The organism is Bacillus sp. FSL W8-0223 (assembly GCF_038006805.1).
GTDB lineage: Bacteria > Bacillota > Bacilli > Bacillales > DSM-4216 > Bacillus_O > Bacillus_O smithii.
This window is the reverse complement of record NZ_JBBOVX010000001.1, coordinates 2,262,958-2,275,499: the sequence shown is the minus strand read 5'-3', so window position 1 is coordinate 2,275,499 and position 12,542 is coordinate 2,262,958. Positions and strand designations below refer to the sequence as shown.

Annotated in this window: 13 protein-coding genes; 12 read left to right on the top strand and 1 reads right to left on the bottom strand. The window is 40.6% G+C overall.

Features of this window, described 5'->3' with window-relative positions; translation table 11 throughout:
* Positions 1-42 precede the first annotated feature (42 nt).
* The 12 genes from hisC (at position 43) to NST81_RS10975 (ending at position 11,320) form a co-directional block, all read left to right on the top strand.
* Positions 43-1,140, top strand: a complete 1,098-nt coding sequence (gene hisC, locus NST81_RS11030; protein ID WP_327805325.1) for a histidinol-phosphate transaminase — start codon at positions 43-45, stop codon at positions 1,138-1,140.
* 18 nt (positions 1,141-1,158) lie between these two features.
* Positions 1,159-2,268, top strand: coding sequence for a prephenate dehydrogenase (locus tag NST81_RS11025; RefSeq protein ID WP_327824232.1), 1,110 nt, complete (start codon positions 1,159-1,161; stop codon positions 2,266-2,268).
* 20 nt (positions 2,269-2,288) lie between these two features.
* Positions 2,289-3,563 carry a 3-phosphoshikimate 1-carboxyvinyltransferase gene (aroA, locus tag NST81_RS11020; RefSeq protein WP_327796608.1) on the top strand — a complete coding sequence of 425 codons (1,275 nt, stop codon included), beginning with the start codon at positions 2,289-2,291 and terminating at the stop codon, positions 3,561-3,563.
* A gap of 429 nt (positions 3,564-3,992) precedes the next feature.
* On the top strand, positions 3,993-5,249 hold the full coding sequence (locus tag NST81_RS11015; RefSeq protein WP_327824241.1) for a tetratricopeptide repeat protein: 1,257 nt from the start codon (positions 3,993-3,995) through the stop codon (positions 5,247-5,249).
* Positions 5,250-5,287: 38 nt separating this feature from the next.
* Positions 5,288-5,830, top strand: a complete 543-nt coding sequence (locus NST81_RS11010) for a ReoY family proteolytic degradation factor (protein ID WP_003355131.1) — start codon at positions 5,288-5,290, stop codon at positions 5,828-5,830.
* A 240-nt stretch (positions 5,831-6,070) separates the two neighbouring features.
* Positions 6,071-6,532, top strand: coding sequence for a YpiF family protein (locus NST81_RS11005; RefSeq protein WP_341030489.1), 462 nt, complete (start codon positions 6,071-6,073; stop codon positions 6,530-6,532).
* A gap of 147 nt (positions 6,533-6,679) precedes the next feature.
* Complete coding sequence (locus NST81_RS11000; protein WP_003355129.1) at positions 6,680-7,186, top strand: ubiquinol-cytochrome c reductase iron-sulfur subunit; 507 nt, start codon at positions 6,680-6,682, stop codon at positions 7,184-7,186.
* Positions 7,187-7,200: 14 nt separating this feature from the next.
* Complete coding sequence (qcrB, locus tag NST81_RS10995) at positions 7,201-7,875, top strand: menaquinol-cytochrome c reductase cytochrome b subunit (RefSeq protein WP_003355128.1); 675 nt, start codon at positions 7,201-7,203, stop codon at positions 7,873-7,875.
* Between the two features lie 56 nt (positions 7,876-7,931).
* Positions 7,932-8,696, top strand: a complete 765-nt coding sequence (locus NST81_RS10990) for a menaquinol-cytochrome c reductase cytochrome b/c subunit (protein ID WP_003355127.1) — start codon at positions 7,932-7,934, stop codon at positions 8,694-8,696.
* Between the two features lie 209 nt (positions 8,697-8,905).
* Positions 8,906-9,517, top strand: a complete 612-nt coding sequence (locus NST81_RS10985; RefSeq protein ID WP_327805318.1) for a DUF1405 domain-containing protein — start codon at positions 8,906-8,908, stop codon at positions 9,515-9,517.
* A gap of 84 nt (positions 9,518-9,601) precedes the next feature.
* Positions 9,602-10,393 (top strand): sporulation protein YpjB, encoded by a 792-nt coding sequence (ypjB, locus tag NST81_RS10980; protein WP_341029879.1) that lies wholly within the window; start codon positions 9,602-9,604, stop codon positions 10,391-10,393.
* 246 nt (positions 10,394-10,639) lie between these two features.
* Entirely contained in the window at positions 10,640-11,320 is a 681-nt protein-coding gene (locus tag NST81_RS10975; protein WP_048623559.1) for a zinc metallopeptidase, read from the top strand.
* 95 nt (positions 11,321-11,415) lie between these two features.
* Here NST81_RS10975 and NST81_RS10970 read toward each other — a convergent pair whose 3' ends face one another.
* A complete protein-coding gene (locus NST81_RS10970) occupies positions 11,416-12,288 on the bottom strand; it encodes a YitT family protein (RefSeq protein WP_048623558.1) in 873 nt (290 codons plus the stop codon).
* Positions 12,289-12,542: the final 254 nt, after the last annotated feature.

The following is a 12,542-nucleotide window of genomic DNA, read 5'->3' as shown; positions in this document are numbered from 1 at the left end:
TCTTGGTAAAGAAATAAAGTGCAAAAGCAGGGAGAGATAAACATGAAATGGAAAAAACAAATATTAGATTTGGAGCCTTACCAACCTGGAAGAACAATAGAGGCAGTGAAAAAAGAATTCAATCTTGAGAAAGTAACGAAACTGGCATCCAATGAAAACCCGTTCGGCTGTTCTCCGCTTGTAAAAGAGTGGCTGAAAAATTTTGATCGTTCTTTTGCCCTTTATCCAGATGGATATGCAACCGAATTGCGCAAAGAGATGGCCAAACGCTTAAATATTGAAGAAAATCAGCTGCTTTTTGGCAATGGATCCGACAATATCCTACAAGTCGTTTCCAGCACGATTCTTGAGCCGGGAAAAAATACTGTCATGGCAGTGCCGACTTTTTCACAATATCGCCATAACGCAGTCATTGCAGGAGCAGAAGTGAGGGAAGTTCCACTGATCAACGGAGCTCATGACTTGGACGGAATGTTAGCGGCCATTGATGAAAACACGGCCATAGTGTGGATATGCAATCCCAATAATCCAACTGGGGTCTACATCACTGAGGATGAAATGATACCATTTTTGAAAAAAGTTCCGGATCATGTTCTGGTCGTGTTAGACGAAGCGTATAGAGAATACGTTGTAGCGGACGATATTTATGATGCTGTATCGTTGGTGAAAACATTCAAAAATGTTCTTGTTACTCGCACTTTTTCCAAAATATACGGTATGGCAAGCTTCCGAGTAGGCTACGCATTCGGTCATCCAGACATCATCAAGTATTTCAATGCGGTGCGCGAACCGTTTAATGTCAATACATTTGGCCAGGGAGCTGCCGTTCAAGCGCTTCGCGATCAAGAATTTATCGAAGAATGCCGCAAGAAAAACCGACAAGGACTTGAGCAATTTTACGAATTTTGCCGTCAAGAAAAGTTAAACTATTTTCCTTCTCAAACCAACTTTGTTTTGATTGATTTTGGCTGTAACGGTGATGATGTCTTCCATTATTTAATGACAAAAGGCTATATTGTTCGATCAGGCAATGCCCTTGGATTCCCAACATCCGTTAGGGTGACGGTTGGTTCCAAAGAACAAAATGAAGGCGTCATTGAAGCGATGCGAAGCTTTATAAAAGAAAGAGCTATTGGCTAACGTGAGGAGGATCGTTTTTTGAAAGGGACAGTTTTAATCGCCGGTATCGGTTTAATTGGAGGATCGCTGGCACTTACCATTAAAGAGGCTCATCCTCATGCAACTGTTATCGGCTTTGACGTTAAAGAATCAGAGAGAAAATTGGCTAAAGCGCTAGGAGTGGTGGATGAAGAATCTGATTCTTTTATCGAGCTGGCAGCAAGGGCAGATCTCATCATTTTAGCTGTTCCTGTCAAGCAAACCGAGATTCTCATCAAGGAATTGGTCCAAAACGCGGACAAATTGAAAAAAAATGTCATTGTGACAGACACAGGCAGTACGAAAGCGAGAATCATGCAAAAAGGAAAAAAATTGAATGACTTAGGAATCTCCTTTATCGGAGGCCATCCGATGGCGGGATCCCACAAAAGCGGTGTAGCGGCTGCTAAGAAAATTCTTTTTGAAAATGCGTTTTATTTATTGACTCCCGATGAACAAACCAGTACTGAAGAGCTAAATACATTGAAGGAGTGGCTCAAAGGGACAAAAGCGAAAATGATCGAAGTGACTCCTGAAGAACATGATCAATTAACCGGAGTCATCAGCCATTTTCCTCACGTGATTGCGTCTTCCCTTGTCCATCAAGCCAGGCATTTTGACCAACAAAATCCGTTAGTGTCTAGGCTTGCGGCGGGTGGATTTCGCGATATTACACGCATTGCTTCCAGCAATCCTGAAATGTGGAAAGATGTTTCGTTGCACAACAAGGAGACGCTCATCCAGCTTTTAGAAGTATGGCAAAAAGAGATGCACAAATTTGCCGAGCTGTTGAAAGACGAAAACGGGGAAGGATTGTACGAATATTTTGCTGCGGCTAAAACGTTTCGCGATCAGCTGCCTTCTTCATCTAAAGGAGCAATTCCTGCCTTTTATGATTTATATGTGGATGTGCCCGACTATCCGGGGGTCATCTCAGAGATAACCGGCTACCTTGCCGAGGAAAGAATCAGCATCACCAATATTCGAATTATGGAAACGCGCGAAGATGTATACGGTGTTTTGGTCATCAGTTTTCAAAACGATCATGACCGTATGAAAGCAAAAAAATGTATTCAAAAACATACAAATTATGACGTATTTCTTGCGTAATAGAAAAGGATGGTAGAGACATGAGGTTGCCACATAATCATTCCCATTTACGTGGAGTCATTCATGTACCCGGAGACAAGTCGATTTCCCACCGTGCCATTATGTTTGGTTCAATCGCTCAAGGGAAAACCACAATTCGCCACTTTTTAAGAGGACAAGATTGTTTAAGCACCATAGACTGTTTTCGAAAACTAGGCGTTCATATAGAGGAAGATGGACAACAGATCACCATTTTAGGAAAAGGTTGGGAAGGGTTGGAAGAACCAAAGGATATATTGTACACAGGAAATTCCGGCACTACGACGAGATTAATAATGGGGATTCTTGCCGGCCGCCCTTTTCATTCCGTGCTCATGGGAGATGAATCCATAGGCAGACGGCCGATGGATCGCGTCGTTCTTCCGTTACGGGAAATGGGGGCCTCCATTTCGGGAAGAGAAAATGGCAAATTTACGCCGATTTCCATTAATGGAGGATCACTTCGGTCGATTCACTATAAAATGCCGGTAGCAAGTGCCCAAGTCAAATCCGCCTTGCTATTTGCAGGCCTCCAAGCGGAGGGGACCACCGTGATTGAAGAAATGGCCCCAACTAGAGACCATACCGAAAAAATGATCAAGGAATTTGGCGGTGAATGTATCCGAGAAGGCATGACCATTTCCGTTAAAGGATCTCAATCATTTGAAGGAAGAGACATTTATGTGCCGGGAGATATATCGTCAGCTGCCTTTTTCCTGGCGGCTGGAGCGATCATTCCAGGAAGCGAGATTATTTTAAAAAATGTAGGTTTAAATCCGACTCGTTCTGGAATCATTGATGTTTTGAAGGAAATGGGAGCGGATTTGGAGTTGTCTGATCTCTCGTCTAATGGCGAAGAAACGGGCACGATTGTGATACGCTATTCCCAATTAAAAGGCATCGAAATCGGAGGCAGTTTAATTCCGCGATTAATTGACGAGATTCCTATTATCGCTTTAATGGCTACTCAAGCAGAAGGGGAAACGGTGATTAAAGACGCGGAGGAATTAAAAGTAAAGGAAACAAACCGAATCGATACCGTCGTAGGAGAATTGAAAAAATTGGGAGCGGATATTGAATCGAGAAAAGATGGGATGGTCATACGGGGAAAAACGGCATTAAAAGGCGGTAAAGTGTCCAGTTTTGGAGATCATCGTATTGGAATGATGCTCGCCATAGCTGCTTTGCTGTCAAAAGATCCGGTCGATTTAGAAAACCCGGAATGCATAGCTGTCTCTTACCCCAATTTCTTTGACGATTTGCAGAAGTTGATTTAAAACCATAGCCTCACAAGACTTTTGGTCTTGTCAGAGGCTTTTCTTATTTCTTTTATCCGAAAGAAGTCTAGCTCAATCAGCCTGCTTCCGTTTTATGGAAGAAAGATGATCCAAAGAGATGCCGCCGGCACAAAGACTGATCCTTTTGATTTCGGTTTTGGGTTTTTATCGGATGAATTTTTTCGTGCAAATCGACGATTTTATGAAGGGAATATTCGCTGCAAAAGAGAATTCTAGAAAAGTAAGAATGGCATTTTAGTTGAAGGAAAGAGAACTTTGCTTTACTATTAACAGCAGATTCATAATGATTCACAGAATGATCATTGGGTTCACCAATCTGATGGAGTTACCCAAGAATAGTCGCTTTTCATTTTTTAACATTACCTAATCCGTCAACACGAGTTTACGCTAAAAGGAGATATACTTGTGATGAACAACGTGGAAGAAATCATCCAATTATTTGAAAATGGACAATTAGATAAAGCAAAAAAGCTTATTGATAAGGTAAAAACAAGCGGGAGTGATGAAGAACGATATCTTCTTGCAGAAGAATTAAACCAGCTTGGATTTCCTGAAGATGCAAAGAATTTGTATCAGATTCTTCTGGAAAAATATCCTGAAGAAGGAGAATTAATTGTCCTTCTCGCCGAAACGTTCGTAGATCTCAATCAAGAAGAAGAGGCCATACTTCTTTTGGAAAAAATTGACGCCTCGGATCCGTCCTACCCACGAGCACTGCTGCTATTAGCTGATTTGTATCAAATGCAGGGATTGTATGAAGTAAGTGAGCAAAAACTGTTAATGGCCAAAGAATTAGCAAAAGATGAGCCTGTGATTGATTTTGCTCTTGGCGAACTTTATATGGAACAAGGACGGTATCGTGAAGCGGTTGATTACTATCATAAGTTAATCGATCAACAGATATACGAATTGGCGGGTACTCAAATTCGCCAACGAATCGCCGAAGCATTAAGCGCTGCCGGAGAATTTGAAGAGGCTTTGCCTTATTATGACGATGCATTGGATGAAAAATTAGAAGTCAATACTTTATTTGGCTTTGGGTTAACTGCCTATCAAGCCGGTTATTATCAAACGGCAATTGAAAAATTTACGGAATTAAAAGCCCTCGATCCTGATTATCACTCATTGTATCTTTATTTAGCAAGATCCTACGAGCATGAAGAAATGCTTGAACAAGCATTGCAATCGATTAAGGAAGGAATTTCACACGATGAATTTCAAAAGGAATTGTACTTCCTTGGAGGAAAGATTGCTTTGAAATTGCAAAAAGAGGACGAAGCGGAGTCATTTTTCCAACAGGCATTGCGATTAGACCCGGGCTATTTGGAAGCAGCACTCACTCTTAATAAATTATACATGACTCAGGAACGGTACAGCGACATATTGGATATTATTAAGCAAGTGCAAAACGAAGGGGAAGACGACCCTCAGTTTTTATGGGATCAAGCGAAAGCTCTTCACGGCTTAGAGCAATATTCAGAGGCATTAAAAATGTACCAGAAAGCATATAATGATTTTAAAAACAATCAAGATTTTCTTGAAGAATACGGTTATTTTCTTTTGGAAGAAGGAAAAACGCAAAAAGCTGCAGAAATATTTCATAAGCTGTTGGAAAAGGATCCGACCAATGAAGAATGGATTCTTTTGCTGGAAAGACTTGAGTGATTCTGAGAGCTTTATTACACAGTAAGGAGGGAAAGAACATGGCAACCCCTGTTTCTGTGAATGAAAAGAAAGATTTTATTCGCTGGTTTTTAAATCATTATCAATTAAAAAGAAGAGAGTCGGTCTGGATTCTAAACTATTTAATGAGCCACGATCAATTGATGGAGAAAGTTCATTTTGTGGAAGATGCACAATATTGCCCTAGAGGAATTGTGATGTCCACACATTGCGTAGACAGTACTCCATTTCGTTTTTTCAAAAATAATATCATGACGACAGATGCCGAAAAATCCTTTCATGATATCCGCTTGAACAAAGATGAAGATATCTATATAGAATTAAAATTTCGCGGAGCCAATACTTCTCATCAATATGCGCTTGTGCTTGAAGAAAACCCTTATATGCCGAGAAATTTAAAAATCACCGAAAAAGATCGGTTTTTAGCGGAACAGTTTCTAAAGGACAGCATCTATAAATTTCAGAAAGAAAAACTTCTGAAGGCCATTGATGAAGCATTAGACAAAAATGATAAAGAAGCTTTTCAAATTTTAACTGAAAAGTTAAAAGAACTGGAACGATAAATCCCTTTTACACGTTGTTGTTAAAGGGGTTTTTCTTTTATCTGAAAGTGAAAGAAAGCATCAAGTGTGGTATATTGGCAAGAATATCAGCCATCATGTACGAGAACTTCAAATGTTGATCTTAGCATTCGTTTTTTCTTTGTCATCTGCTTTCGAAGCAATATTGACTACTGTAATCGAAATTTTTATCGTTCCTTTGGAAAAAATTTGTTATAATGGGAGAAAAAAGAGGTGAAAATAATGATATGGAACGGGAGGGACGCACGACTTTATCAACAAGAAAAGAGCTTTATTGATAGTGCCGTGATACCGCTCTTGCCGATTGATTTTGGAAATGAAATGAGGCGATCCGCTTCACAAGGAGAATATATCCAATTGTTTTCGAGTTGTCTTGAAAAACAATTCAGAGGAAGAATCATGTTGTTTCCAGCCATTGTTTATTTATCACAAGAAATAACGGATGAAAAATCTTCACTCCTAAACCGCTGGTCTGATTTATTACATGAAGAAGGATTTATGCATCTGTTTTTTATCACGTCCGATGCCAACTGGAAATCAAGAGAAAGCCAGCTGAAAGGAATGCTGATTTGGCTCCCTGCGACCCCAATGGAGGATATGGACGATTCCTTTAAATACGATTTCATCGAAAATCAAGTCAAACAGTATGTACATAAGATTATTGAGAAATGGGAAAAACAATAGATAATATCTAAATATTTAGTATTTTATAAACTTTTGGACAATTGTTATTGATTTCATCTTCTGTATGATTTATCATAATGATGACTAACTTTAATGTTGTACGTAAAGGTCCGAATGGGCTTAGTTCAAAATTGAAGGAGGAAACATATGAGCAAGGAGCGTGTATCTAGACGCCAATTTCTAAATTATACGCTTACTGGTGTAGGCGGTTTCATGGCAGCTGGTGTTCTTATGCCGATGCTTCGTTTTGCCATTGATCCTGTCCTGGCAGCCGAAGGAAAAGGCAATTTTCATGCGACGAAGCAAAAGGTTGATGATTTGACAGAAACTCCAACGCGTGTAGACTTCACTTACGAGCAAAAGGATGCCTGGTATACGTCCAATGTCACTCAAACAGCCTGGGTTTATAAAACGAAGAATGGAGACATTGTGGCTCTTTCCCCTATTTGTAAGCATCTAGGCTGCACCGTCAACTGGAATGCAAACAAGTCCCACCCCAATATGTTTTTCTGTCCTTGCCACGGAGGTCTTTACCACAAAAATGGGAAAAACGTACCCGGTACTCCGCCTACAAAACCGTTAGACGTTTATCCGGTAAAAGTGAAAGACGGCTATTTGTATCTTGGAAAACCAAAGGCGAATAATCTCGTATAAAGGGGGCGTAATCCTTGCTGAACAAACTGTATGATTGGATTGATGAACGTTTAGACATTACGCCTTTATGGCGGGATATAGCAGACCACGAGGTTCCAGAGCATGTGAATCCGGCGCATCATTTTTCTGCCTTCGTGTATTGTTTTGGAGGATTGACGTTTTTTATCGTTGTCATTCAAATTCTTTCTGGCATGTTTTTAACCATGTATTATGTACCGGATATTAAAAATGCTTGGCAATCGGTCTATTACTTGCAAAATGAAGTCGCTTTCGGACAAATTGTTCGTGGCATGCACCATTGGGGAGCCAGTCTTGTTATTGTAATGATCTTTTTACATACATTGCGGGTCTTTTTCCAAGGTGCATACAAAAAACCGCGCGAATTAAACTGGATAGTGGGCGTTTTGATCTTTTTTGTCATGCTGGGATTAGGCTTTACCGGTTATTTGTTGCCATGGGATATGAAAGCGCTATTTGCGACGAAAGTTGGTTTGCAAATTGCCGCGGCGACACCAGTGATTGGCGAGTGGCTGAAAGTATTGCTGGCCGGCCATCATGATATTGTAGGAGCACAAACTCTTACACGCTTTTTTGCCATACATGTCTTTTTCCTTCCTGCAATACTGCTCGGATTAATGGCTGCACACTTTTTGATGATCCGTAGGCAAGGCATTTCCGGCCCGCTCTAGCTTTTAGCGGATGATCGAATAAAATTAGAATCATATGACCAAAAGGAGGGGAACGTATGCATCGCGGAAAAGGGATGAAATTTGTCGGGGATTCCCGTGTTCCCGCTGAACGGAAACCGAATATTCCGAAAGATTATTCAGAGTACCCGGGAAAAACAGAAGCCTTTTGGCCGAACTTTCTTTTGAAAGAATGGATGGTCGGCGCTGTTTTCTTGGTAGGATATTTATGCTTAACGATTGCACATCCGTCGCCGCTTGAACGGATTGCGGACCCGACGGATACGGGCTATATTCCAATGCCGGATTGGTATTTTTTGTTTCTTTATCAGCTTTTGAAATACAGTTATGCGTCTGGACCCTATGAAGTAATCGGACTGGTTATTCCCGGGATTGCTTTTGCAGCCCTGCTTTTGGCACCGTTTATTGATCGGGGGCCGCATCGCCGCCCGTTAAAACGTCCGTTTGCGACTGGATTTATGCTGCTGACGTTGGCAGCAATGATTTTTTTGACATGGCAGTCCGTCGTTACTCATGATTGGAAAGCGGCAGAAGAACAGGGGAAAATTGTTCAAGAAGCGAAAATTGACAAAAGTTCAGAAGGCTATCAGCTTTTTCAAAAAAATGGCTGTATTAACTGCCACGGCGAAAAGCTCACTGGCGGAGCAGCTGCTCCTAGTCTCGTAGACACAGGCTTAAAGCCTGAGGAAATTAAGAAAATAGCCAGAAACGGAAAAGGAAATATGCCTCCCGGTCAATTTAAAGGCACCGATCAAGAACTCGATAAATTGGCAAATTTCATTGCTAATTTAAAAACAAAATAAAGAGAGTCAAGAGTCAGCTCTTGCTGGCTCTTTTGATTTTTCTTAGAAGATTTTACTTTTGTCGATCGAAAAGAAAAAATAGAAAGATATTGATCAGCGGAACATTTGATGGGAGAATCAATACGTGTACAAAGGTCATAATAGGTTGTTCATGATGAGATGTTCTCGTTTTGTGAGAAATCGAAAGAGGACAAGTAGGAGGCAAAAAAGTGAATCGTTTATATCTTGTATTGGGTAACAAGAAGTTTTTACAATTATTGTGGATTGTGAATTTAGCCGGAACCGTATACGGATATATATGGTATATTCCGCAAATGAAGAATACGGAATGGTGGTTTCTTCCGTTCGTTCCCGACAGCCCGACAGCGAGCTTGTTTTTTGTTATTGCGCTGACGGGATTTTGGCTGAAAAAAAATTGGGGGCTACCTGCTGCTTTAGCGGCCATGACCCTTTTTAAATATGGCATTTGGGCGGTTGTCATGAATTTGCTTACATTAACCGTTTCTGGATCTTTGCCTTGGCAAGGCTATATGTTGATGATTTCCCATTTGGCAATGGCGATCGAAGGGATCCTTTATTCTCCTTTTTACAGGATTAAGCCATGGCATTTTTCCGTGGCGGCCATTTGGACATTACATAACGAAATGATTGATTATGTGTTCATGCAATACCCTATATATCCGCAACTGAATTTATACATAAGACCCATTGGGTACTTTACGTTTTGGCTTAGCATCTGTTCCATTGGACTTACTTATTTCTTTAGTATGCGCAAAAAACGGATTACGTTAGCTTTTCCTTGGCATAACGGGCAGGAGTGATTCGAACGGTTGTCGCTTTAAGGAAGAGTTCTACTCTTGTCCCTCTTCACATACACTGAATTAGTAGCATTAGGGGGGACTGGAATGCTCTTTATTAGAATACTCCTGACGATCATGATTACTTTTGGATTCGTCGACGCTGTTTTGGCGGCGGAAGAATCGTCGCCGATGCAGAAGCTGGATTCGACGGTTGAAGAAGCTTTACAGATGACGAAAAGCTATCATTACACCGAAGCAAAGCAGCTCTTGAATGATTTTTCGGAAAAGTTTACGAAATCAGCCATTCTTCATCAAACATTCACCATGGATGATATTCGGATTTTAACAGTGGCACATCATCAGGCGTTAAGAGCCTTAAATAGTACATCGATGAATCACGAACAAAGAGTAGATGAAGTCACAACCTTTCGTTTAGTAGTGGATGCGTTGACGTCTCGATATCAGCCCTTATGGTCGGAAATGAAAGAACCGGTTTTGACGGCTTTTCAACATGTGAAGGAGGCGGCCAAGATTGGCAACAAAGAAGTCTACCGTCAAACGGTCAACCAATTTTTAGAAAAGTATAGTATTATTGAACCGAGTTTAAGAGTGGATATACCGGTGGAAGAAGTTCAAAAATTGGATGCGAAAATTCAATATATCGATCAATACAGTGTTGACAATTTAAAGAAGAAAGAGGCCGTATCCCAATTAAATGATCTTCAATCGGATTTACAAAAATTGTTTGACAGAACGGAAGAAGACGAAGCGGATCCGTCGTTATGGTGGGTCATTATTTCAACCGGAAGTATTATTATCGGTACATTATCCTATGTGGGATGGAGAAAATACAAAGGGGAAAAAGAAGAAAAAAAGCCTCGCAAGCAGAAAGATTGACAATACATTTATTTTAATACTAAAATAAATGCAAATACAATGCGACCGAAGATCGTGTAGAGTCCTCATTGAATCTCTGAAGAATGGACTCGAAAACGGGTTGGTCGTAAGAGGTGAAGGCAAAATGGTCACTTCTCGCTAACACTTTCCGATATTGACTTAGATCGTTTTGGCTGAATGATGGAAAATGAAAAGATTTTATAGTTAGAATCAAATCAGAACTTAAATGGAGGTTATCAACTTAACATGTATATTCTCTATTTTATCCTGATTGCGTTAATACCCATTTGGGCACAATTTAGGGTAAAAAGAACGTATGATAAGTATTCCGACGTCCCCTATTCTACAGGGATGACGGGAGCTGAAGTGGCTCGTCGAATTTTGGATGAAAATGGCTTGTATCACGTAAAAGTACTGGAAACGGAAGGCTTTTTAAGTGACCACTATAATCCGATAACGAAAACAGTTCATTTATCACCAAATAACTATTGGGGCAATTCGATTGCCGGCGCATCTGTTGCGGCGCACGAAGTCGGCCACGCCATTCAAGACAAAGTCGGATATTCCTTTTTACGTTTTCGCCATGCGCTTGTTCCCATTGCTAATTTTAGTTCCAGTTTATCTTGGATCTTCATTATCATTGGGGGGTTAACCACCCTGACGAAATTGTTTCTGCTCGGTATTATTTTGATGTCGGCCGGAGTACTTTTTCAAGTCGTTACGCTGCCGGTGGAATTTAATGCGTCATCGCGGGCGTTGAAACAGTTAGTCTCTATAGGCATTATCCGCAACGATGAAAAAAGAGAAGCTCGTAAAGTGCTTGGAGCGGCTGCAATGACGTACGTGGCTGCCACAGCGGTTGCCATTTTGGAACTAATTCGTTTGATTCTTGTATTTGTCGGAATGCAAAATAACGAAGATAATTAAAAATGAATGAGGATTTAAAAAGATCAGACTTTCGACGTTTTGGATCGAGAGTCTGATCTTTTTTCGTTTACCGTTCTATTCAGTTGGTGAGTGCTTCATTCTTCAAGCGGCTTTTTATTTTCATCAAGCGTAAATCCTTCCCCAAGAACTTCATGAACTTCCACGACAGAAACAAATGCATGGGGATCGACGGATGTGATAATATTTCGTAAGCGGATAATTTCATTTTTGGCTACAACGCAATATAGTACGTTTCTGTCTTTCTTTGTAAAAAATCCATGCCCCTTGAACACGGTGACTCCTCTGTCCATTTCTTCCAAAATCTTATGCGCAATTTCTTCGTTTTTTTCAGAAATAATGAATGCGCCTCTTGCTGTATACGCACCTTCTTGCATAAAATCGATCACTCTAGCGCTGACAAAAACGGCCACGAGGGTATACATCGCTTCCCTGTAATTGATATATGTCAACAAAGAGGCGATGATCACGCATGCGTCAAAAACAAACATGGTTTTTCCCATGGAGATATGGGTGTATTTATTGACAAGCCGCGCAATAATGTCGACTCCGCCTGTCGTTCCGCCATATCGAAAGATGATGCCAAGCCCGATCCCAATAAACACGCCCGCAAACAGAGCGGCTAAAAGAAGATCGTGATGAAGAGGGATATTTAACTGAAAGCGTTGGAAGATCCATAAAAATAAGGAAAGGGCGAGTGTACCGATAATCGTGTATCGGAATGTTTTTCCTCCCAAAAGTTTCCATCCGATGATGAAAACAGGTATGTTTAAGAATAAGTTTGTATAGGAAGGATCAATGCCGAACAAATTGTATAAAATCAGCGTAATCCCGGTAAAGCCGCCTTCTGCCAAGTTGTTCTCCATATTGAAATGCACTAAGCCAAAAGCATAGATGGCGGCTCCTATACAAATGAATAAAATATTTTTTATTTTCAGCCCCAAAATCATCATGGAACCTCCTTAACATGATGGTAACGTATAGTGTCAGAAAAAAGATTCAATCCATATTGCCAAGACGAATATTAGAACGATGGAAAAGGCAGTGCAGACATCGAAACTATTATATAGAAAGCGAAAGAAACAAGCAATTTTATCCTGTATCACCTCTTAAGCGATTTCATTCAATGACGTATTGGGAGATAGAAATAGATTGTAAATAGAATAGGAATTAGCTAACATGGAAGGAGAAAGTGAGGCGGTAA